28 protein-coding genes are annotated in these 22902 nt (G+C 38.8%); 12 read left to right on the plus strand and 16 right to left on the minus strand.

Going from position 1 to position 22902, the window contains the following annotated elements; all coding sequences use genetic code 11:
• The first annotated feature begins 26 nt into the window (after positions 1–26).
• The 9 genes from IB67_RS03395 (at position 27) to IB67_RS03435 (ending at position 5824) form a co-directional block, all read left to right on the plus strand.
• Complete coding sequence (locus tag IB67_RS03395) at positions 27–758, plus strand: cyclic nucleotide-binding domain-containing protein (protein ID WP_072759300.1); 732 nt, start codon at positions 27–29, stop codon at positions 756–758.
• Entirely contained in the window at positions 745–1080 is a 336-nt protein-coding gene (locus IB67_RS03400; protein WP_072759298.1) for a cyclic nucleotide-binding domain-containing protein, read from the plus strand. Before IB67_RS03395 ends, IB67_RS03400 begins: the two co-directional genes overlap by 14 nt.
• Before the next feature lie 108 nt (positions 1081–1188).
• Positions 1189–1596 carry a methylmalonyl-CoA epimerase gene (gene mce / locus IB67_RS03405; protein WP_072759296.1) on the plus strand — a complete coding sequence of 136 codons (408 nt, stop codon included), beginning with the start codon at positions 1189–1191 and terminating at the stop codon, positions 1594–1596.
• Positions 1597–1649: 53 nt separating this feature from the next.
• A complete protein-coding gene (locus IB67_RS03410; protein WP_072759294.1) occupies positions 1650–3188 on the plus strand; it encodes an acyl-CoA carboxylase subunit beta in 1539 nt (512 codons plus the stop codon).
• A gap of 46 nt (positions 3189–3234) precedes the next feature.
• Complete coding sequence (locus IB67_RS03415; RefSeq protein ID WP_072759292.1) at positions 3235–3639, plus strand: OadG family protein; 405 nt, start codon at positions 3235–3237, stop codon at positions 3637–3639.
• Positions 3636–4091, plus strand: coding sequence for a biotin/lipoyl-containing protein (locus IB67_RS03420; RefSeq protein WP_072759291.1), 456 nt, complete (start codon positions 3636–3638; stop codon positions 4089–4091). Before IB67_RS03415 ends, IB67_RS03420 begins: the two co-directional genes overlap by 4 nt.
• A 220-nt stretch (positions 4092–4311) precedes the next feature.
• Positions 4312–4761, plus strand: coding sequence for a hypothetical protein (locus IB67_RS03425; protein ID WP_072759289.1), 450 nt, complete (start codon positions 4312–4314; stop codon positions 4759–4761).
• A gap of 129 nt (positions 4762–4890) precedes the next feature.
• Positions 4891–5325: a hypothetical protein gene (locus IB67_RS03430; protein ID WP_143145288.1), complete on the plus strand. Its 435-nt coding sequence runs from the start codon at positions 4891–4893 to the stop codon at positions 5323–5325.
• Positions 5326–5359: 34 nt separating this feature from the next.
• Entirely contained in the window at positions 5360–5824 is a 465-nt protein-coding gene (locus IB67_RS03435) for a hypothetical protein (protein WP_072759285.1), read from the plus strand.
• 31 nt (positions 5825–5855) lie between these two features.
• Here the strand turns inward: IB67_RS03435 and IB67_RS03440 are convergent, their stop codons facing one another.
• Genes IB67_RS03440 through IB67_RS03465 form a run of 6 tightly spaced genes read right to left on the minus strand, consistent with a single transcriptional unit; the run spans position 5856 to position 11539 of the window.
• Positions 5856–7352, minus strand: coding sequence for an STN domain-containing protein (locus tag IB67_RS03440; protein WP_072759282.1), 1497 nt, complete (start codon positions 7350–7352; stop codon positions 5856–5858).
• The gene (locus IB67_RS03445; protein WP_434223473.1) at positions 7349–8509 is read right to left on the minus strand and encodes a secretin GspD/PilQ domain-containing protein; all 1161 of its coding nucleotides are present in this window, start codon (positions 8507–8509) and stop codon (positions 7349–7351) included. The genes IB67_RS03440 and IB67_RS03445 overlap by 4 nt, the downstream gene beginning before the upstream one ends.
• 33 nt (positions 8510–8542) lie before the next feature.
• Complete coding sequence (locus IB67_RS03450) at positions 8543–9910, minus strand: hypothetical protein (RefSeq protein ID WP_084634374.1); 1368 nt, start codon at positions 9908–9910, stop codon at positions 8543–8545.
• A 36-nt stretch (positions 9911–9946) separates the two neighbouring features.
• Positions 9947–10480, minus strand: a complete 534-nt coding sequence (locus tag IB67_RS03455; RefSeq protein WP_072759276.1) for a hypothetical protein — start codon at positions 10478–10480, stop codon at positions 9947–9949.
• 17 nt (positions 10481–10497) lie between these two features.
• The gene (locus tag IB67_RS03460) at positions 10498–10740 is read right to left on the minus strand and encodes a hypothetical protein (protein WP_072759274.1); all 243 of its coding nucleotides are present in this window, start codon (positions 10738–10740) and stop codon (positions 10498–10500) included.
• 37 nt (positions 10741–10777) lie between these two features.
• Positions 10778–11539 carry a hypothetical protein gene (locus IB67_RS03465; RefSeq protein ID WP_072759272.1) on the minus strand — a complete coding sequence of 254 codons (762 nt, stop codon included), beginning with the start codon at positions 11537–11539 and terminating at the stop codon, positions 10778–10780.
• A 436-nt stretch (positions 11540–11975) separates the two neighbouring features.
• On the opposite strand from IB67_RS03465, the gene IB67_RS03470 reads away from it, so the two are divergent.
• The 3 genes from IB67_RS03470 to IB67_RS03480 are packed head-to-tail and all read left to right on the plus strand — an operon-like array spanning position 11976 to position 14192.
• On the plus strand, positions 11976–12377 hold the full coding sequence (locus IB67_RS03470; protein ID WP_072759270.1) for a cobalamin B12-binding domain-containing protein: 402 nt from the start codon (positions 11976–11978) through the stop codon (positions 12375–12377).
• Positions 12378–12380: 3 nt separating this feature from the next.
• Complete coding sequence (gene meaB, locus IB67_RS03475; protein ID WP_084634373.1) at positions 12381–13322, plus strand: methylmalonyl Co-A mutase-associated GTPase MeaB; 942 nt, start codon at positions 12381–12383, stop codon at positions 13320–13322.
• 30 nt (positions 13323–13352) lie between these two features.
• The gene (locus IB67_RS03480; RefSeq protein WP_245789545.1) at positions 13353–14192 is read left to right on the plus strand and encodes a Rossmann-like and DUF2520 domain-containing protein; all 840 of its coding nucleotides are present in this window, start codon (positions 13353–13355) and stop codon (positions 14190–14192) included.
• A gap of 18 nt (positions 14193–14210) precedes the next feature.
• Here IB67_RS03480 and IB67_RS03485 read toward each other — a convergent pair whose 3' ends face one another.
• The 10 genes from IB67_RS03485 to IB67_RS03530 all read right to left on the minus strand — a co-directional run bounded on the left by IB67_RS03485 (position 14211) and on the right by IB67_RS03530 (position 22893).
• Positions 14211–15062, minus strand: coding sequence for a carbohydrate ABC transporter permease (locus IB67_RS03485; protein ID WP_245789543.1), 852 nt, complete (start codon positions 15060–15062; stop codon positions 14211–14213).
• Between the two features lie 44 nt (positions 15063–15106).
• A complete protein-coding gene (locus tag IB67_RS03490; RefSeq protein WP_245789542.1) occupies positions 15107–16033 on the minus strand; it encodes a carbohydrate ABC transporter permease in 927 nt (308 codons plus the stop codon).
• A gap of 110 nt (positions 16034–16143) precedes the next feature.
• Positions 16144–17409 carry an extracellular solute-binding protein gene (locus tag IB67_RS03495; protein WP_072759266.1) on the minus strand — a complete coding sequence of 422 codons (1266 nt, stop codon included), beginning with the start codon at positions 17407–17409 and terminating at the stop codon, positions 16144–16146.
• A gap of 263 nt (positions 17410–17672) precedes the next feature.
• Entirely contained in the window at positions 17673–18347 is a 675-nt protein-coding gene (locus IB67_RS03500) for a zinc metallopeptidase (RefSeq protein ID WP_339746351.1), read from the minus strand.
• Positions 18348–18432: 85 nt separating this feature from the next.
• Positions 18433–18969, minus strand: coding sequence for a GNAT family N-acetyltransferase (locus tag IB67_RS03505; protein WP_339746354.1), 537 nt, complete (start codon positions 18967–18969; stop codon positions 18433–18435).
• Positions 18970–18999: 30 nt separating this feature from the next.
• Positions 19000–19827: an ABC transporter ATP-binding protein gene (locus IB67_RS03510; protein WP_339746357.1), complete on the minus strand. Its 828-nt coding sequence runs from the start codon at positions 19825–19827 to the stop codon at positions 19000–19002.
• A gap of 35 nt (positions 19828–19862) precedes the next feature.
• A complete protein-coding gene (locus IB67_RS03515; RefSeq protein ID WP_339746360.1) occupies positions 19863–20258 on the minus strand; it encodes a type II secretion system protein in 396 nt (131 codons plus the stop codon).
• 75 nt (positions 20259–20333) lie between these two features.
• Positions 20334–21437 (minus strand): DNA polymerase III subunit beta, encoded by a 1104-nt coding sequence (dnaN, locus tag IB67_RS03520; RefSeq protein ID WP_498875471.1) that lies wholly within the window; start codon positions 21435–21437, stop codon positions 20334–20336.
• Positions 21438–21479: 42 nt separating this feature from the next.
• Complete coding sequence (locus IB67_RS03525; RefSeq protein ID WP_498875472.1) at positions 21480–22646, minus strand: HD-GYP domain-containing protein; 1167 nt, start codon at positions 22644–22646, stop codon at positions 21480–21482.
• Between the two features lie 58 nt (positions 22647–22704).
• Positions 22705–22893, minus strand: a complete 189-nt coding sequence (locus tag IB67_RS03530; RefSeq protein WP_339746369.1) for a ubiquitin family protein — start codon at positions 22891–22893, stop codon at positions 22705–22707.
• Positions 22894–22902 lie beyond the last annotated feature (9 nt).

Genomic DNA, 22902 nt, shown 5'->3' on the forward strand with positions numbered 1-22902 from the left:
AAATCTGTCTGGGTGAGTGAGTAGGCATGAAAATCGAGGGCGTGATATTCAAAAGTGGAGAAATTCCAAAGAAGCTTTTTAAAATTCAGTACGGAACCATTAGGGAAACAAGGAATAAGACATATCACGATATATCGAAGGGTGATTATGTTGCTCTGGTCGAGTATCTTCTTGAGATACCGCTGGAAGAGGATGTCGTTGCATTGGAGGAAAGCGAGATAATTGACGTTTCACTTGAAGATGAATACGAAAATATAATAAATAAGATTCTTGAACTTAGGAAGATCCTTTACGAAACATCTGTGGATTTAGACAAAATAGTTCTTGATGATTTTAATTTCGAAACGCCTGATTTAGATGAGTACCTTGAACAAGTTGAATCGCTCTTAACTTTATCAGGAGGGGAATTGCCGGAGAATAAAGAAGAAGCGATCAAGTTTATAGAGAGCATTGAGGACGACAAGCTAATCACAAAGGTCAATTTGGTAAAGAAATTCTCAGACAAATTTCCAGACGAGCAGATTGGTGCGAAATTTTTAATAGAAACAGCGGCCAAAGTTTACATAGTGCTGAACGACAGGTACGTAGCGAAATCTCTGCTGAAAAAGGTGCTTCTAAGGTACTCTCATCTTAAAGACTATTGTTACGAAGCGGTCAAAACTCTTGAGAGCATATACAAGGATGAAGGTAACATCATTTACAGAAGGTATTCAAAGATTGCGCGGGTTTTAGAGGTGATGTTGCGTGGAAACTCTTGAATTCAGCGACGGTGAGAAGATCATAGAAAAAGATGACAGAAAGCCTTACATTTATATAATCAAGACTGGAACCGTTAAAGCTATCGTAGGTGGTTATGAAACACTCGTTAGTAGTGATCAAGCAGCTGATATGGTTGAAGTCTTTGGTCTTGAGGCTCTCGTCGGAGAACCTTATTCTGAAACGTGCATCGCTGTTGGGGCTGTTAAAGTGATACGTTGTGAAAAGAATGAATTTTTGGATATATATGCAAAAACAGAAGTTGGAAAGAATGCACTCAAAAACTTTATGAAACGCACGGCAAAAGCACTTGGATGGATTTGATAACCGTTTGGCAGGTTTTGACACACCAAGAGTGTATTGTAAAATAGAAGTAGATTCCAAGGGATAATTTTAATAAACTTTTAATAGACTTTTTGGGGGTGACTTGTTGTGCACACTAACCGAATAGATCACATAGGCATCGCTGTAAGAGATGCCTCAGAGAAGCTGAAGTTGTATAAGGATTTCTTAGGACTGGAAGTGACAGAAATAGAAGAGCTTCCTGAAAGAGGTTTGAGAGTGTATTTTATCAAAGTTGGCGACACTCGAGTAGAACTTCTTGAGCCGATGAACGAAAACTCTGAAGTGTCAGGCTTTCTCGAGAAAAAGGGCGAGGGAATTCACCATATAGCATTCAACGTCCATGGGATAGATGAGGCAGTCAAACTTGCTAAAGAGAACGGACTGCAACCTTTGTCTGAAGAGCCGAAAAAAGGTGCGGGCGGTACTCGTGTTCTTTTCCTGCACCCGAAGACAACAGGTGGGGTCCTTGTTGAATTAGTTGAAGGTGAACATTGAATTGTTAGTTGATTTAACTGATTTGATAGATGTATCGGAAGGAGTGGGAATTGATGGACGAACTCATTGAAAAGCTTAAACAGATGGAGGAAGAAATAGAGCTTGGCGGTGGAAAAGATAAGATAGAAAAGCAACATGCCGAAGGGAAGTTGACAGCAAGGGAAAGACTTGAGCTGCTCTTTGACGAAGGCACTTTCGAAGAGATAGATAAATTCGTAAAACACAGAAACGCAACTTTTGGACTCGATAAGATGAAGTTACCAGCTGATGGCGTTGTCACCGGTATTGGAAAAGTTAACGGAAGACCCGTTGCTGCATTTTCCCAGGACTTTACCGTAATGGGCGGTTCATTAGGCGAGATGCATGCAAAAAAGATAGTAAAAATAATGGACCTTGCGTTGAAAATGGGAATACCTCTTGTAGGTATTAATGATTCAGGTGGTGCGAGGATACAAGAGGGTGTTGATTCTTTATACGGTTACGGAGAGATATTCTTCAGAAACACGATTGCATCGGGAGTTATACCGCAGATTACGGTTATCTCCGGTCCGTGTGCAGGTGGTGCTGTGTATTCTCCTGCGATAACGGATTTTGTAGTGATGGTGGACCAGACTGCCCAGATGTTCATAACGGGTCCCAACGTCATAAAGGCAGTGACAGGAGAAGATATATCGAAAGAGGACCTCGGTGGTGCTTATGTGCACAACTCAAAGAGCGGAAATGCGCATTTCCTTGCTTCTGACGATAGACAGGCTATAGAGATGGTCAAGAAATTGCTTTCTTACATTCCTGAAAACAACATGGAAGAACCGGTTTCACAAGAAGAATATGTTACGCCCAATATCTCTGATATCCACACAATAGTTCCTATCGATTCGAGAAAAGGATTTGACGTTAGGGATGTTATAAAGAAAATAGTTGACGAAGGAACGTTCTTCGAAGTGCATGAGCATTTCGCAAAGAGCATAGTAGTTGGATTTGCAAGGATTGGCGGGAAATCGGTCGGTATAGTCGCAAACCAGCCAAATTATCTTGCCGGTGTGCTCGACATAGACTCATCAGATAAGGCGGCAAGATTCATAAGATTCTTAGACGCTTTCAACATACCGATAATTACATTTGTCGATACGCCTGGATATTTACCAGGAGTCAAACAAGAACATGGCGGAATAATAAGGCACGGTGCAAAATTGCTCTATGCATACAGCGAGGCAACTGTTCCGAAGATTACGATAATTCTCAGAAAGGCATACGGTGGGGCGTACATTGCAATGGGGAGCAAGCACCTTGGCGCTGACTTTGTTGCCGCATGGCCAACAGCCGAAATTGCGGTCATGGGACCAGATGGTGCGGCGAATATCATATTCAAGAAAGAAATAGACGCTTCAGAAAACCCAGAAGAAACAAGAAAGCAGAAGATAGAAGAATACAGACAGCTCTTCGCAAATCCATATGTTGCAGCCTCAAGAGGATACATAGATGCTGTCATCGACCCAAGAGAAACGCGTGAATGGATCGAAAAAGCTCTCGAATACAGTGCCACAAAAGTAGAATCAAGACCGAGGAAAAAACATGGCAACATACCTTTGTGATCGTTAGATTGAAAAAATAGTTAAGAAGCTAAGAGGTGATTGATTCATGCCACAAGAATTAGTAGTGATGATAGTAGGAGTTACAGCAGTTTTTGCCATATTCGTTGTTCTTTATTTTGTTTTCAAGCTGATGGAACTTTTTGGTGTAAGCAAGAACAAAAAAGTGAAATTGCCTTCGCAAGAACCTCGAGAAGCTGTTGAGACAGCGACTAAAAAAACCGATGAAGGGAAAAAACTATTCAGCGAAGCGAAAATCTCTGAGGCTTTAGATAATTTAGATAATACCGAAGAAATAGCGGCAATATTTGCAGCAATTTACGCAACGATAGGAACGAACGTCGTCGTAAGAAGTATAAGACCTGTGTCTAAAGGAGAAAGTAAAGTAAGGCACAAAGGTATTAGAGGATGGGATGAATGGAGAACATATGGTTGGAGAGGTGGAAATAGATGATTAGAAAATTCGTTGTTAGGGTGAATGGAAAAGAGTACGTCGTAGAGGTCGAAGAATTGGGAGCACAAGTGCAACAATCTGTGCAAGTATCTCAACCAACACAACCAGTGCAATCAACTCAGCAAGTAGCTGCAGGACCCACACAACAAATGCAGAGAACATCTGCTCCGTCGACAACACCGACAACACCAACTGTGCCAACTACACCAACAGCACCATCAAGTTCCGGCACAAGTGCTGGTGCGAAAATAGTGGCACCGATGTCTGGTGTGATACTGAAAATACTGGTTGGGGAAGGACAAAAAGTTGAGTACGGTCAGAAGGTTCTGATACTCGAAGCGATGAAGATGGAGAACGACATCGTAGCTGATAAACCGGGAGTTATTAAGAAGATACTCGTGAAAGAAGGAGACAACGTAGATACTGGACAAATAATGATTGAACTCGAATAATCTTTGGAAGATGGGTAAAATTCAGATAATCTAAAATTCAAGAATTCAAGCCGATGGACGACCATCGGCTTTTTATTTATTTTTTGATTATGATTTAAGCGTTTTTTAATACTTATTCCTTGCATTTTCCTATACATGGTTATAGAATGGTTTACCTTTGTAAATAATGGGACTATACTTGCGTAAAGGGAGAAGCGTTTCAAGAAAGGAGGGATGAGATATGAAGAAGTTATTAATCGTTCTCTTGATAGTTCTTGTCTTTACGGAGTTCGTAGCAGCTGGAAGCACCACCATTCAAATGAGTTCAAGTGGACAGTGGTCACAGACGCTCAAGTTTTCAGTAAAACACAAAATCGTTGTTACTTGGGAATACGATGTGTCATCAACATTCTTAGTCGATTATGATACCGGAACTGCAAGTGTTGGAGATATTCAATTCTGGTCTAATAAGAAATTCAAACTTTACTACGCTATAGGCAACCAACTTCCTACTGGCTTAGGAATTTCTGCAGTCCAAGTTGGCACGCAAGTTCTTTCAGACAATGCTAATAGTCCAACAGAAGTTCCTACAAAGTCTCTTGCCGGTGTATTAAGTGTAACGTTTACAGGTTATACAGACATTGAAGATGACTTTGACGTAAAACTCGATTTTACCTTCTTGCCGTTTTGATTAAGGATATGATTTTAATAAAAACTGAAAGAAGAGGGCTTCGTGCCCTCTTTTAATTTAAACAGTTTCGTAGGAAGTGGTATAATTTTAGAGCGAGAAGATGGTAGTAATAAGAAGGTGATCAAGAGAATGATAATAAAACGACAGTTCGAAAAAGGTGACAGCATTGAGCGGTTCAAGGTATTAGCGATTTTGCTTTTGATCATATCTTATCTATTCTGCGCTGAGCGGACTTTTGCTGAGCAGATAATAACAATTACTTGGTATTACGATGAGAGCCAGACTTTTGTAGTAAGTGAATACACCAAAACAGCGTCAGTTGGAGAAATTTATATTTATGCTTCGGTGAGCAGATTTAAGATGTATGTTGAACCTGTCGTATTGGATTCTCAAGATGTGGTCGTTAAAAGTGTTAACATAGGCAACACCAAAATATCAATGTCTCAAGATAAACCAACAAAAATAAATAACTTCATAAGAGGAATTCTATCTCTGCGTTTCGATTTAGATGAAGCAGCTGGAGACTTCCAAGTGTCTTTAACGTTTGTATTTTTGCCGTTTTGATTTTTAGCACCCTGGTATAACGGAGGTTGATTTTTTGACAAAAAGATTGTTTTTGGTGCTTTCTGTTGTTTTAATACCACTTTCGTTGTTTTCTAATGGTCCAGTTCATATAATATTTGGACCAAGCGGAGCTGTCTGGAGTCAGGTACTTACTTTCACTGTAAAGCCGGCAATAAAAATCTCGATGGACTACGATGAAAGTCAGCAGATTCTAACCGAGCAAATGGATTTAAAAACGGTTGTGGGAAGCATCACATTAGAATCAAGTAAGAAATTCAAATTTTCTGTGGACGTTTTATCCACTGACGGTGTTGCTCAAGAAATGAGAATACCTATAACAATTAGGTTAGGTAATAAAGTCATATCTTTGAGCCAAGCTACTGAATTCAATCCGAGAAAACAGTTTAGAATGACTTCTGTTTTCTTCATCATAAACTTGGAAGAACTTGAAAAAGAAGAATCTCCAGTGGTCCTTTCATTTACTTTTTTTCCGTTCTGACTAATTGGCTAAAGAGCTAAAAAAGCTTTCCTCACCAAGAAATTCCTCCAGTAACTGCAAAAAACTGACCTGACCATAAAGTTCCTAATCTGAATTCATAATCTTTCCCTCTGTATCTTGCTGTCACTCCATATCCCGTGGTTTCATAAAATGCATTCCCTTGGTTTCCGAATTTTATCAATGGAACGAGTGAGAAATCGCCAAAAGAGATAACAAAGTCTATTTCTGCCGTGATTGCAAATGAATTATCATTTATCGAATATCCTATTTTTGGATAAATCTCAAAAAGAGGAAGAGTAATCTTGTCGTGTACCAAAATGTAGATCTTTGAACTTGATACCTCAAACCCAATTCCTATGAAAGTATTATCCACTATTCTTGTTAGTATCTCTGCATACAAAGGTAAAAAGTCTTGACTGCTTACAACAACCGATGCTTTGTTCCTTTCATTCTGAATAGACAGTATGGTCGATGAACTGCTGTATGTTAGTTCAATATCGCTTTTTAGTTTTGTTAGATTGTAGTTATCTTTCTTCTCTACATACGTATAATTTCTTACTTCATCAGTATTTTCAATTTCCAATTTGTAGAATTCCAAGTATATCAGATATTGTCCAGACTCCAATATAGAGTATCCTGTGCCCTGACCTTCTCCGAATTTAATCTTTTCCTCTGCACTCTTCAAAATCGGTATACTGTTCAGCGGTAGTGTCCCCTCAGCTTCTTTTGTTCCGAACTTAATAAACTCGGTACCATCTTTGTTGATCAACCGTACAGTAACTTGTCCAAAACCACCTTCTATTGTCATTGTTGCAGCGATGGTTTCTGACAAAAGCAAGGTTGACTCTTCAACTTGAGCTTTGTAGATCGGGATAGATATGTAGCAATATTCTCTTGAATATTCGCTCACTCGTTCAACGATTCTTGGCAAAATGTATGCTATATTAGATTTGTCGATACTTTGGTTAGCATTTTTGTTTGCTGAAATCGTGAACTCGCTTTTTGAAATCGACAACAGCTTTACCAAAAGAATCGAAGAATCTTTGGAATCCTTCCTTACATCGAGCTGTGAAATGATAGAAAGCAATTCATCTGCCTTCTGATTGCTCGCCGAGTAAAACACATTTCGATTTTCAAAAACATAATTCTCAATGTCTAAAGTGTCCAAAACACTTTTGATAGTAAACGGGTCCAGGTATTTTGGCTCGTAGTTTGTGATATATCTTGGGTAATACCGTGTCTGCGAAAAAACGACATAAGTTTCTGAATCGATTTTCTCAAAATCAAAGCCGAGATTTAGAAGCAACATTTTCAGCGCAGTCTCTATATTAACGTTTTTCAAGTTGATAGTAATCTTAAGTTTAGAGAGTTCTAAAGGGTAAACTATGACGGAACTGGTTTCTGAAGATATGAAATCGAGAATCTCAGAAAGAGGCGTATTTGTAAAATCAAGAGTGACCGAAATGCCAACGGAAAATAAAAACGAAGAGATAAGAAAAAAGAGCAAACTGTATAGACTTCTTCTCATTTTCCATCAACTCCTGATTCTTGAACATATTCGTTCATATTCGACAACAAATCTATACTTCTTGCGACGATTACAAGGAACATAACATATCTTTTCTCTGATTCGATGTAATAGCTTTTGAAAAGACTACCTATTATCGGCAAATCTTTAAGAAATGCGATTCCACCTTCCTTTTGCACACTCTTGTCATAACTAAACGATCCAACCAAGTAAACCTTCCCGTATTCCAAGTTAACTGTTGACTGAAGTATCGCACCCCTTGTTTCAAAGTTCAACTCGTTGGCATCTGGAATTCCATCTAACTTCAAAGAGATTTCCATTACACAGCTGTTGTACAAAAATCTTGGGGTTATGGTCATCTCCATTGTTGTTATATTCTGCCCGCTTGTTAATTTACCATCTCCGAATTTTGAAATCGTAATACTTCTCTGAGCCGTTATCTTTGTTTGATAACCACTTAAAGCTTGGACTTTACCTTCGTATATGATTTTAAAATCTTCCGAGTCTTCCTTGTTGTTAAGAAGAATATTTAGGTTTGTATCAGAAATTGGAATTTGCAACAAATTCGGCGCAAAGATTGACTGGCGTGAGGACGAGAAATCGAGCCGGAAGTTAAAGAGAAAGGCCTCGCTTATATCCGTAATCTTCACATAAACTTCGTAAGCTTGTTTCGGCTTGTCGATATCTGAAACAAAGCTCGCAATCTTCGAAGCTATCGGCGGTGGTGCAAACACTAAAAGATTATTCTGCTCAAAGGGTTTCAAAACGAAACTTTCAAGAGCCTTCGGCATGACAGCAATGATCTTCTCAGCAGAGCAAAACCTAAGCGGTATCTGATAGAATTTAGCAGTATTTAAAAAAGAAGATGCGTTTACATCCGAGATGCCGACAAAGTATACGTTTTCGAGCTTAGTCCAGTAGTAATTGTAAGGCATTAAAATCAAATCGAGGACTCTTTCAAAATCAGCATCTACTTGTATCGTAACTGCACCACTGATATTTGGTTCGTAAATGATAACAGCACCAGTATCAAGTGAAAGAATATTCAAAGCCTCTTTTATATTAGTGTTGAAAAACGATACTTCCAACGCAAACAAAAAAGGTAGAGAGTATATCATAATCAAAATAATTAAAAGAACCGGTGAAATTCTCTTCACAAAATCCCTCCTTCGAAGGTTTTTAAAGATCCATCAAAAGTCTTCGAGCGAGTTAGTTGTGTTTTCTCCATAAGGTCCGTACTTCACTTGTAGTTGGTTCTTGTTAATAACTGTCCCAAAATCGATGGTGAGTGTCTGCCCGGGGAAGATAACCAAAGATTCGCTGTTCAATTTCTGGTTGCCGTACATAACATCGAACTGTACAACGCAATTCCCTTCGTTGCTTACTACCAAACTTGAACCAAACTGGGATGATTCTAAATGACCTTCTAACAAGGCATTTATAGTCTTGCCTCGCAATACTACGTACGCAGGTTGAACATTCCTCAAAGTTGTTGACGATTCTGCTTGGAATTTTATTTCATATATCCTGTCTCCTGAGAAACCAAAGTCTTTTGTTGATGTTCTAACATTGAATGAAGTGGTCCTGTAAGGATAGATTATGGACTTTTTGGGGATAAACGAGAGTTCATCTGAATTGACAATTGGTATGATCGAATCTTTGATAAAAGAAAGGTTGCTTATTGTTAAACTGTATACTGTGTTTTTGTTCTTATCGTTAAAAATAACAAGTTGAGGTTCTGTCTTGACTATCATCAGGTTGTTTTTATTCTCGATTTTCTTTGAAGCACTTGTGCTAAAATCAAGACCATATGATTTTCCAGAGAGGTTGATGTCTAACGTTCCAGACGGTAGCGTGCACGGTATGTAAAATGTGTAGTAAGTTCTTTTCTCAGGAAAGACAACAAGATCAAATGAATCAATAGGAACCTCAGCTATCGTTGTTTTTAGTTCTCTTGCTGAAACTAAGATAGAACCTTTTGGTATTAATCCGATATTTCCATTATTCTCAATTTCAAGTGTAATCAATGAACCATAATTTCCATATTCATCGTCTGGCTCTAAAGAGAGATCCCTCACTGAAATATCCTTAATTTTAACTGATTGAAATATCGGAACAACCGTGAACCTTATAAAGAACGGTACTATATAATTTAGGCGTATCTGTACCTTACCGCCAGTGGTACTTTCCTGAGAAATCCGCAATGCGAAGACACCAGTCGCACCCGGAAAATTCTGAGGCACGTTGAATTCCAACTTTACAGGCTTTTGTTCGTTCACAGCTAAAATGATCTCTTTTTCGTTTACCGACACGTGATTTCTCAAACTGTATTTATAGTCCGGTTCGTCGAACGAATAGCTTCGACCATCAGTTATGAAATCTATTACCTCGACAGTAACTTTACTTTCGTAAGGTATATCGTTCTTTACGTAGAGTTCGTAAGAGAATTGATATTTCGCACTCTCAATTTGATATATGAGGTTAGGTGATATTTCTAAGGCGAAGAGAAGAGTTACAAAACACGTAAATACCAAAATCATGAAAACTCTCAAATTCATACGCAAATCCCTCCGTTCCTTTCGTGCTAATGGACGTTAATTTGAAAAATCCTTTTTTTCATAAGAATCACTATTCCTGATTTTTATTATTTCTAAAACACCATTTTCATCAAGAATCTTTACAGCTTGTTCAGTCAGCCCTGCCCTTTTTAAGAAACCTTTGATAGTTTTTTCATACGACTTTGTCCCTTTTTCTAAAACAATGATAACAATGTCTTCAAAATCAACCAAAATGTCGCCTTTTCTGACCGAAAATCCAAATATTACTTCGTCTTTTCTGAGAAGTAATGGTATGAAATGCTTTTCTCTTGTCAATTTCTGCTGTTCAAGGATGGCTTTTAATTTTGTGATTGGATTATTTTCTTTATCGAGGTTCTTTTGAGAGGCAGGATAGTTTAATTCTTCAAACATCTTCTGGCAGGTTAGTCTATATTTTTTCACCCAATCATCGTTGATACCATCTAAAAGAGGACCGGTGTACATGCTTTCTGCTCTCTTCAAATCACCCGATTCTACCGCTTCAAGGAACTCTTTGTAGTCACTTTGAAAATGACTCTGCGCAATGTGCACAAAATCCCTTTCGCCGCTTAGATAATCGGTAGGTATTTTAAGTCTGTTCTCAAATAACACAGGAGAGTATTTAGGTTCTTCTTGGCATAATCTTTGTTATATCTAATCCAGAAAGTTTTGAAAAGTTCATCCTCAGATACTCTCGTTCTTCCAGATAGTACAAGGTAAAATAGGATCTTCAATGATTTCTGGGATTTGAATTTTTTAATCAACTTTCCATTAGAATACACCTTCCAATCTCCGAAAAACTTGATGTACATCACCTTAACCACCCCTGAACCAGGGTTGACGGTTCAATCATTCTTTCTTCATCTTGATCAAAGCGTGTATAGTTTCGGAATTCACAACTAATACCACTTCATTATCGCCAACAAACGAAACTTCACTGCAACCCTTAATTAGATTTAAAAGCATATCCGTTGGTATGTTCGTAATTCTCAAAATCCCCAATTCTTCATTAACTCCAAAGACATAATCACCAATGTTGACACGAACATAACCAGAGAGGCTTTCCAAGGTGCTCAAGTCTATAACGCTCATCTGCAATTCGGGAAAAATTCTTAACATTTTTAACTTTGATGCTGAAGAAAGAGTCTTTGACAAGTACAATTTTGAAAATAGGGAGAAGACTATAGATTTAAGCATGTCTCTATAACTCTCGACCCAAAGGTTTTCTATGAATGGAAGAAAGTGGCCACGATAAAGTGCCAATAAAGACTCAATATCCGTGTCTTCCAAAGCACTGTGTTTCATTTTCTCTTCCACCTTCTCAACTTCCTTAGGCAAAACTTTTATATCACAGCTGTCTCTAAATTCTGAGCTAATTCTTCCTTCAGATACGTTTATATCAACATTATCACACACCTTCGCTCTTAGATTTTTTAAGATCTTCCTTACGTATGCAATTTCATAACGTCCTTTTTCTTCTAAAATATCATATAACTCATTTATGTAAAATCTCTCTTTGACCGCACAATAGGCAAGAGCTATCAATTCGTTCTTAGATAATTCCAGCTCGTTGCAATTACCTATAGAGAAATCGCCGAGAAACCTAATCATTTCGAATCCTCCCTAAGTGCGAGCGTTAAAAACCGACGTAGCGTACTGGGTGCAAAGATAAATAACAATTAAAAAATCTTTCAAAATCGTAAATAGACAATCTTTATCATATTTTAGAATATTTGATAGTATTTGATTAATTTTACACCTAAACAGACTGTTTAAGCACGAAAATACATTACGTTTTAGTAAAGTAATTGTAAATTTTTAACACATAAGTTGGATTTTTTCAAATCCCAATAAACCTTGGTGTAAGTTTGCATGCGATTTTGTGTAAGTAGAGAACGATGCCAAAAAACGTCTGAAAAGAACTTTCCGTTTTATCGAAACTCTAATTCAAGGCTCTTGGGCTTTTTTTCTACTTTGAATCTTTTATCTTGTGTGATAGAATAAAACTAAATAAAAGTATCGATTTTATCGGAAGGGGTGAGCGCTTGTGGATAAGAAAATTAGGGTGTTGATTGCTAAGCCCGGTCTTGATGGACACGACAGAGGAGCGAAAGTTGTCGCTCGTGGTCTTAGAGATGCAGGTATGGAAGTAATATACACCGGTTTAAGACAGACTCCTGAGGAAATTGTGAGAGCTGCTATGCAGGAAGATGTTGATATAATCGGGCTTTCAATACTTTCAGGCGCACATATGAGTGTCTGTAAGAAAGTCTTTGAGCTTATGGATCAGTACGATTTCCACGTTCCTGTTTTCGTTGGTGGCATCATTCCAGCAGACGATGCTGAGGAATTGTTAAAGATGGGAATAAAAGCTGTTTTTGGACCTGGAACGCCTATTTCCGAAGTTGTGAAAAAGATACAAGAAGTTGTCGAACAAGGAGTTGCGTAATAAGTGAAAAAGTCCATAGATGTTGAAAATATCTTTCATTACTGCGAAAGGATACTGAATGGTGACCAAATAGGACTTGCAAAGGCTATAACGCTTGTGGAGTCTGACCCAGAAGTCATTTTTCATGTTGAGTCGAGGTACTGGGAGCAGCTTAATAAATCTTCTTCGCATATAGTCGGATTCACCGGAAGCCCCGGTGCGGGAAAAAGTACGCTGACAGATGCTTATGTTGCGCGTCTGAGAAAGGAAGGCAAGAAGGTAGGCATCATCGCTGTTGACCCATCGAGTCCATTTACTGGCGGTGCTCTGCTTGGTGATAGGATTAGAATGAAGAGGCATTTTACCGACAGTGGTGTTTTCATACGAAGCATGGGCAGTCGCGGGAACGTCGGTGGATTGAACGATGCCGTATTTGGTGTAATAACGCTTTACAAACTCTACGGATTCGACTATATTCTAATCGAAACTGTCGGAGCAGGGCAGAGTGAAATAGATATAGCTTACGTTGCCGATACCGTTGTCCTGGTTCTCTCTCCAGCCGCTGGTGATGAAATTCAGCTCATGAAAGCGGGAATAATGGAGATAGCAGATATTTTCGTAATAAACAAATCAGACATCGAGGGCGCTCATGTTTTGAAGACGAATCTCGAAATGGTGCTTCAATTTTCCGAAACAGTTAAACCAATAGTACTCACAGTTGCGACATCTGGTAAAGGGATTGACGAGATGCATACGGAGATTGAGAATCATAAAAGAAAAATAAATGAAACCGGGGAAATTGTGAACAGAAAACTCCGCAGAGTGAAAAAGCATGTCGAGGTTTTGATAGGTAAGAAAATCTCGCAACTTGTCAGTTCGCAAGGTTTAAGCGAAACGGATAGGGTGGATGTGATCGTTGAAAATGTCATCAACAAAATCTGCGAACTTAAAAAGGAGAAAAACTAAAATTCCTCATTTTCGGAGTGTGGTTTTCATTTGAACGATATCACAACTTCTGAACGTCTCTGTACCAAGGAAGAAGCCATCTATTTAAACTATCGATTTTCAGATATTGTTAACATCGTTGGTGTTGGAAGAGTCTCATCATCTATTGCACATGCTCTTTTCGGGAAGGTAGAGTTTGGATACGTCATCTCGAGGGACATTGAAAAAGCAAAAAAGCTTTCTAAAGAAATAAACGCCGTGCCGAAGACGTACGATGATGAATTTCTTTTAAACGGCACGGTTTTGCTTGGTTTAAACGACTCTACACTTCCAAGAGCCGAAGAACTGTTAAGCGGAAAAATTGGTGATATAACAGCTTTACACTTCAGTGGTTTCTTGACATCAGATATATTTCCTTCCGACTGGTCACCAGCCTCAATGCATCCAAACTGTGCAGTATCAAGTGAATGGCAAGATTTTAAGGACATTATTTTTGGTATAGAGGGAACTAAAAAGGGAACAGAAATTGCGAAGGACTTGATAACACTGCTCGGTGGTACGTTTGTTGAAATCAGCAAAGAAGAAAAACCACTGTACCACTTAGCTGCAGTCATTGTGAGCAATTTTTCCGTTGCACTTTCGTACCTTTCAAGTTCCATATATAAAGACATAGGGTTTTCAGATGAACAATCCCGAAAAATCATATCGACACTTCTCAAAAGTGTAAGCGAGAATATTTCTGAAAAAAAGCTTTCTGATGCACTCACAGGTCCTGTAAAGCGCGGCGACTGGGAAGTTGTTGAGAAAGAAGCACTAATTTTCAAGAGCAAATACCCAGAATATGAAAAACTCTATTGGATGTTAGTTGATATATTAAAAAAGTTAGAATGACTATATATTGAAAAAATCTCACTTCCTTCCTGTGAACAATTCGGCTCCAGTTATGAAATATTTAGTCATGGAAAGGAATATGATTAGCATTGGTATACTTGCAAGGACCGCCGCTGCCATGAGTGCTCCTTCGTTTGTGTATTTCTCCGATGCGAATTGTGAAATGTAAAGCGGTATTGTTTTCTTTTCAGGGCTTTGGACTACGAGAAGTGGCCATATTAAGTTGTCCCACTGAGCTCTGAAAGTTAGTACTGAGAGCGCTGCTATCGCTGGTTTACTATTCGGTAGTGCTATCTTCCAGAAAATCATTAATTCATTCGCACCATCTATGCGGGCCGAATCCATTAATTCATCGGGGAAAGTAATGAAGAACTGCCTCATCATGAAGATTCCGAATGCGCTTGCGATGAGTGGGATTATTAAGCCTACATATGTGTCTTGCCATCCGATGTTAACTACAAGCAGATAGAGAGGAATCATTATTGCTTCGAATGGTATCATCATTGTGCTGAGTATCAAGATAAATGTTAAATTTCGTCCCCTGAATTTGTATTTTGCCAAACCAAAAGCGGTGATTGCTGAGAGCAATACAGTACCAAGAGTTGTCAATGATGCCACGATTAGGCTGTTTAATATGCTTCTTGCAAAGAGAAATTTCCCATCGTTTCCTCTTATTGCCTGCCAAAAATTCTGAATTTGAAGCGTGCGCGGTATCCACGGATACGGGATGCTCATGATATCTTTCGATGGCATCCACGATGCTGTGAACATGAATATCACAGGCACTATTACAAACACTGCGAATCCTATCAAGAAAAGCCAAATAAGTGTATCGATGACAATGGAAAAGAATCTATTTACATTTCTCAAAGAGATCACCTCATTTCTCTTTCTAAATATTTTCTTCAATAGCTTCAATACTGGACTTCCTCAGATCTCGAAACCCGGAGCTGAATTATCGTAAGGATCATGATTACTATGAAAAGTAAAACACTCATCGCACTTGCCCTTCCAATATTTCTGTCTCGAATAGCGGTATGATAGATATTTAAAGTAATCACTTCTATTGGCTTAACACTTGCTCCCGCCTGGACAAAAAGGTACTGCGTACTGAACGTTCTGAGACACTGTATCATAGCGACAACAGAGACAAGGGTTGTCGTCGGTTTCAAAAGCGGAAGAGTTATATATATAAAATCTTGGAATCTATTTGCTCCATCTATTCTTGCAGCTTCGTGTATTTCGCGCGGGATACTCGCCAGACCGGCGAGGAAAAGGACGGTAAAATAGCCTATGTATTTCCAAAAGTATACAATTATTGTTGATAGCACAAGCATATTCTCGTTAACCAGCCACTTGTAATCAACGCCTTTTGTGTTAAGGATAAAATTCATGAACTGATTTGCGATACTTCTCGGGTCGAATATTATCAACCAAACGAGCGCTGCAACGGCAGACTGCATTATAGCTGGTGAGTAGTATACCACCTGAAACAACTTCTGAAATCTCTTTCTTCCGAGTATGAAAGTTGCTAACAAGAGGCTGAAAACTACCATAGGTACGAAAGTACCCACTGCGAACTTAAGTGTTGCAATTACCGAATTCCAAAACGAGTCTGATTCTAACAGCCTCACATAGTTTCTCAAACCTATGAATTTTGGCGATTCTAACGATAGAAGCTCCTTCTTATAAAGACTTACGAAGAAAGCATAACCAATTGGGTAAAAGCTAAAAATGGAAAACAAAATTATCGAAGGTAATACAAAAACGATCCCCCAAACGGCTTTTTTTCTTTCTAAACCGCTAACCTTCTTTTCTTTAGACTTCTTTTCCTTCTTCAACTTTGCATCCCCCTTCCATTGTTTCATATTTACAACAAGAGTTAAAGCACTATCTATTAAAAAGGGGGCGCCGAGCCCCCGAATGATATGTAGATGGCAATAAATATAAATCAATCTTCGAGTAATTGAGCTAACTTCTTCTTGAAGTTGTTCAAAGCGTTTTCTGGTGAGACGTTGGACAGCATTACCGACTCTACCATTTCCTTCAAAAGCTGTTCGATTTGAGGATCCTTTTCGTGTAGTGGTATCATGTGAGATTTTTCAAGATCTTCTAAGAAGACTTTTGCATAAGGGAATTTTTTAAATGTTTCCGACTGCATCAAAGATAACTTTGGTTGAATGAGTCCAACCTCTGTTAGATACTCTTCTGGGTGGCTCAGCATATACCAAATCAATTTCCAAGCCATCTCGCGCTCAGGTCTGGAAGCTTGCATGTTCACCATGTAATAATGTCCGTAATAGTTGCACCTGACGTCTTTAACCGCATCTTTCCAAATGGGCCAATTAACCACCATCCATTCTCCGCTGTTGTAGAAATTCGGATTTTCTTCCTTTATTCTAAGTATCTGGTAAAGTCCCGATTCGCACATCGCTATCGTGTTGTTGTCTTTATTAAACTCTTTTCTTGCTGCAGTGTAGGTTGGAGAGCCGAGATTCTTACCGTTTGGTCCCCATTCTTTCATGTAGTTCAAAACTTTAATCCAAGCCTGGTCGTTGATAACAACAGGATTTCCCTTCTTATCGAACAAAGCTCCGCCCAATTGTTCTACCATCGGCAGGAAGAATGTGAGGTAATACGGATACCTGAAGTCGAAGCCTCTTCTCTTTATTATGTTACCATCGCGGATCGTCAGTTTCTCACTTATCCTCATTAAATCTTCCCATGTCTTTGGATAATCCTTTTCAGGATCCAATCCCACTTCTTTGAAGTACTTTTTGTTTATGAACAGTGCCCAGTTTGTAACTTCAAGTGGCAAGCCATAAATCATATTTCCATACGTCACTGCGTCCAATGTTCCCTTAACGTACATGTTCTTAAGTTCAGTATAGCTCTTTACACCTATCGCGTTAAGATCGACCGGAACGACTCGCTTGTTCGTGATGTATGGGTAAGCGTACTGAATTTCGAGGTTGAATATAGTGGGACCTTTACCTGCCGCGAACGCTGTCAAAACGATATCTCTTATCTTGTCGGATGGATAAGTTACTCTCTTCACTTCTACATTTGGATACATCTTCATGAACTCTTTAATGTACTTCTCCTCGATCCTTGTCCTGTTTGGATCCTCATGTGTCCATATCGTGATCTGGATCTTCGCACCGAAAGATATAACTACTGAAATCAACAAAATTGACAATAATAACTTCCTAAACATACGATCACCTCCTATCGGATAAAACAATTTTACTACTTATATTTTTGAAAAAGAAAGAATACAGTTTTGAGAATTTTAGAGTAAATAATCGTTTTTAACAGGAAATAACCCTTCTAAAATATATGCCAATCTTTTTCACCGATATTCACGAGACTTTCGTTAAAGTTGTATTCTTGGAAATGCTCATGAAATTGCCGAGAACAAATTAAAAATAAAAAAGGGACAGATTATTCTGTCCCTTTCTTTTCATTAAATTAGCTAATTTAATCTCTTCTCGCTATAAGTATCATCCTTACAAGTTGTAAGACTGCCATGAGCATTGCTGCTACATATGTCATTGCAGCGGCAGAAAGAACAGCCTTGACGCCTTTTAGTTCTTCAGCAGGCATCATTAAGTTCCTTTGCAAGATTGAAAGCGCTCGTCTGCTTGCGTCGAATTCCACTGGGAGCGTTATTATAGAGAACAGAACGGCTATTGAAAAGAGTATTATTCCAAGCTGAGCAAGGCCGAACATTCCTGTGACTAAACCTATTATGAAGAATATCCACGCAAGGTTTGAAGAAAATTGTGCCACAGGTGCAATGGTGTTCCTAATAACTAGAGGCACATAACCTTTTGCATGCTGAATCGCATGTCCGATTTCGTGTGCTACAACGCCGAGCGACGCAACGGAATCGCTTGAGTAAGTTGCCTGTGAGAGTCTTACTACTCTTGTTCTTGGATCATAATGGTCGGTTAATGTTCCAGGCAAAGCTTCTATTTTTACATCATACAGTCCTGCTGAATCAAGTATAAACCTTGCAAGCTCTGCACCAGTCATTCCAACTCTTGATCTAACTCTCGAATATTCAGAAAATCTTGACTGAACAGATATAGTCGCCCAGAGTGAGAGCAAAAGTGCGGGCAATAATATTATAAATGTTGGATCGTAAAACATCTTGCTTCACCTCCCGGTTTTTAAGCTTTTTTCTATTATATATTATACCACAAATACAAACTCTAACCTTAGAAGAAACTTAGAATCAGAACTCTGATTTTATCCTCCAATATTCATTCGCGAGTATACCCATTATTATCACGTCAAGGTACTGACCTTTCAAATATCTTCCTTGCCTCATTCTTCCTTCTTGGATGAATCCGCATTTTTCATAGACCGCTATGGCTCTTGGGTTGTTCTCAAAAACCTTTAGCCAAACGCGGTTCAGATTCAGGTACTCGAACGCGTATTTCAATATTAACTGAGTAACTTCCGTTCCTATGCCGCGATTCCAATATTCTGGATCGTATATGGCTATCCCGTACTCAGCACTGCGCGCTACCCAATCTATATCTTTTAATCCAGCCGTTCCTATAAGGACGCCTTCAACATCTATTCCAAAAGTTAAGTTGTTGTGAGATATTGCATTCCGCTTTATCCATTCTTCTTCCAAGAACTGGTTTATTGGAAAGACCAAACTGACAAACTCTTTGATGCTTTCATCGTTTAGATAATGTGCTAATTTTTTCACGTCCGATATCTCTAAGGGTCTGACTCGTGCAAGCTTCCCCTCTAATCTCATCTCTATCACCCCAATTTGAGCTTCGAATGTTTATTTCTTAACTAATTCCTCGCTCAGATTTATGATTTCTCTTAAACCAAGATTCCTTATGTGAGACACTTTTCTGTTCTCTTGGATGCTTCTTAACTCATCTATATTTACAACTTTCGTTGTCTTTTTAGCACCTTCGTAATACGTTACAGAATAGAATTTTTCATACTTGTTCCAAAACTCGTCAACGTTTCCAAAGAACGTCGTTTTTCCATTCTTTAGGACTAATATCTTATCACACACCTCTTCAACCTCGTCTTCATCATGGGTCACATAAAAAACGATGCATCCTTTATCTTTGAATGACTTAACGATATTCTTGACTACCGCTTTGGTTTCGACATCTAAGCCTTCTGCTGGTTCATCGAGCAAAATAACAGAAGCGTCCTTTAGCAAGCTTATCGCCAAGGATAGCCTCTGTCTTTGACCTTTCGACAGCCTTGCCGGTCTTTGACTCAAAAACTTTTCGATACCAACTTGTTCAGAGATGGAATTTATATCTTTTTCAGATTTGAATACATACTTGAAGTAGTTTAGATTGTCTTTTAAGTTAAGCTCCGATATGAATTGTGAGTTTTCGGAGACATAAGTGACCAATTTGCGATATTCATTTATGCTTTCTGGAGAACCGAAAACATCGATATTGTTGTAATAGAGTTTCCCTTCTGTTGGTTTAAGAAACGTCCCAAGTATATTTAAAAGCGTACTCTTTCCGCTTCCGTTTTCACCAATTACGGCAACAACTTCGCCTACTTCCACTCTACCTTCGATTTTATCAAGAGCGAGTTTACTCTCAAATCGCTTGGTGATTCTCTCTAAGATTAACACTTAGCACACCTCACTAATATCAGTCATAATTATCCTCATGGCTTTGGCACTCGCAAGATGAGTTTTCCATCTGAATCTATTTCGAGAGAGTTAAAGATATTCTTTACCCTCGTTGGATCTATGTCGTCAAGCATGTATTTAATGATGTACTCTTTTGTGTCTGACTTGTAGGTTATCGTGAATCCGCTGGGTTTAGTACTAATATGGCCTTGGGTATAAATATAATCCAATATATCCCCAGTTGTGGGGGGATTCGGTTCAAGTGTTAACATTTGAAGTACAGCTTGGTTCAACGTACGAAAATTTCCAGCAACATTTGTTGCTTTTGCTTGTTTTAAAGCATTTATACCTGTTGGAGTTGCCACAGCCATGAGAGCAGATATAATAGACAAAACTATCAAAAGTTCAATAAGTGTAAATCCTTTCCTCACTTTCTCGCCCTTCTTCCTGTTTTACCTATTAGATGTAGAAGGTGAAACTAAACTGCAAGAATTAGCCTATTAATACTATGCTCTTACTGGTAAGACTATGTAGATGTATCCTTCTACATTCCTCGGGTTTATTTGCAACGGGTTTATGTTGTCAACAAAGTTGAATTCAATTTCCTTTTCACCAATGTGCTTGACAGCCTCGCTCAAAAATTTCGGGTTGAAGTTGACTATCAAATCTTCGCCGTCTTTTGTGACTGGTATGTTTTCAATTGCCTCGCCGAAATCTGGACTCTGGCTGGAAAGTTCCATTACATCGTCGGTGATTTTGAGCTGGACCTTTTCGTTTCCACGTTTTGATATGATCATTACGCGCTTGAGTGCTTCTGAAAAGTCTTCGCTGTTGAGGACAACACGGGTCTTAAATGCCTTTGGAAGCACTCGCTTGTAATCTGGGAACGTTTCTTCAACGGTTCTAACAACCATAGTTACATCTCCGGCGCTAAACGACACGATCGAGTGATCGTACACTATATTAATAGTTGGTTCTGTAGTGCTTGAGACGAGCTTCTCGAGCTCTTTTACACTCTTTAGAGCGAGTATGAAGTCGAACTCACTATCGATGTCGAGTTTCTGTTCTGCGAGCGCAAGTCTGTAACCATCACTTGCCACCAGTCTCAAGAATCCGCCGTGTACCTCCCAGTAAACTCCGTTAAGTGCCCTCATTGCGCTTTCGCTTGATGCGCAAAAGCTCACTCTTTCGAGCATTTCTTCTAATATGGAAGTGTCTATGCTGAATCTAATTCCACCGTTATCTATTTCTATTATCGGAAATCTTTCAATGTCTGAAATAGTTGAGATGTTGTATTTTGCCTTGCCACTTTTGACCAAGAGTTTTCCATTTGAGTATTCAAAGATAACCTCTTCCTCAGACTGGTTACTTACTATATCGTCTATCAGCTCTGCATCGACAGCGAATGATTCGTTGCCTTCATATTCGCCAACGCGCACCAATGAAATCACAGAAGTTTGCAGATCTGTTCCATATATGCTTATGTGCCCGTCCGTTGGTTTGAACAACAAACATTGCAGAATTGGGTCTACAGTTCTTGAGCCTATTGAAGAAGATGCAATCGATATTTTCTTTGCGATCTCTGACTTGTTAACCGAGAATCTCAGCATCGTATATCCCCCTCTCACATATCGGTGTTATACATTATTTCGTTAATCTATCAAATGCTCTCTAATGAGCTTCACAAACATCCTCACTATATTTGGATCGAATTGAACTCCGGAGTGTTCAATCAGTTCTTTCAAAGCATCTTCTTTACTTAGACCCTTTCTGTATGGCCTACTGCTTCTCATAGCATCCCAAGCGTCTGCCACTGCTATGATTCGCGAAATGAGCGGTATGTCTTCACCTGAAAGTCCTGATGGATAGCCTTTGCCATCCCAACGTTCATGGTGGTGGTACACGTATCTTGCAAGTTCTCTCAAGTCAGCAGATGTTGAGAGAAAATCATGGCCATAAACAGGGTGTTTTTTAATTATTTCAAATTCTTCGATCGTGAGTTTTCCTTCCTTGTTAAGTATCGTTGACGGAATGACAATCTTTCCTATGTCGTGCACTAAAGCTGCCCAATAAGTTTTTCTTATTAACTCATCAGACAGTCCCAATTTCTCTGCCAATAGTGAAGCAAGATTTGCAACGTTCTTAGAATGCCCTTTCGTATATGGATCATGGTATTCCAAAATTCTAATTATTGTTAAAATCATGTCTTTTTGGAACTTACCTTGGGTTGTCACATAGCTGTGAGTTGCCATAAAGGACGTAAGAAAACCACTCAGGCTCTTAATGGTCTCTATTTCCTCTGTGACAAACGGTTCATCACGCTCAATTAAGAGTTTACCTTTCAGTTCGCCTCCGATATGTATATCAGTTACGAGAAGCTTGTTAGTAGAATTGTTTGAAGACCCTGAAGGGTTAGATGTATCGAGTGAAGGTTCAAAGAGTGCAGAAAATCTGTCCTTCTCAATTAAGTATACCCTTTCTGCAGAATAAGGCAAGTCTATCTTTCTTACTTTTCTTTCCTTCGCTGAAGTGTCGCCAAGAACAGATACAACTTGTCCATATTCACCATCAAAAGTTATTAAGTAGCTTTTCTTGACGTTCTTAAGGAAACCAACTGATAATTCGTGGAGGTTTTTGTAAAAAGTCTCCTCTCGCTGCACAACGATGTCTCTAAGTTTTGTAGAGAGATCTCGAAACTTTTGCAGCTGAGAGGAGTAATTTAAAAGCTGCTTTCTTTTCTTTCGAAGTCTAAAGAGTAAAATCATATTCAAGGACATGGACAAGATTATAGCTGTCGTAAGAAGAAAATGCAGAGTCACACTGCGACCTCCCGTTATAAAACTAAAATGCAGATTTGAGACAAATCTGGAAAACAGCTTACCCACTACTCGTTACTTTTACTATTTTCACTTCCTTGTCCTTCCTAATTACGCGATCTTCCGTATAAAGTTCGCCGTCAACAATTATTAAATGTTCCTCTGGATTCAGTCCCAATTTCTTTAAAAGCTCGTAGCCTCTAAGAGATTCATCAAACTCGAATGTCTGATATTCGTAAAAGACTTTCACCTTATTATG

The organism is Fervidobacterium riparium, from assembly GCF_025370035.1.
In the GTDB taxonomy this organism is placed as follows: domain Bacteria; phylum Thermotogota; class Thermotogae; order Thermotogales; family Fervidobacteriaceae; genus Fervidobacterium; species Fervidobacterium gondwanense.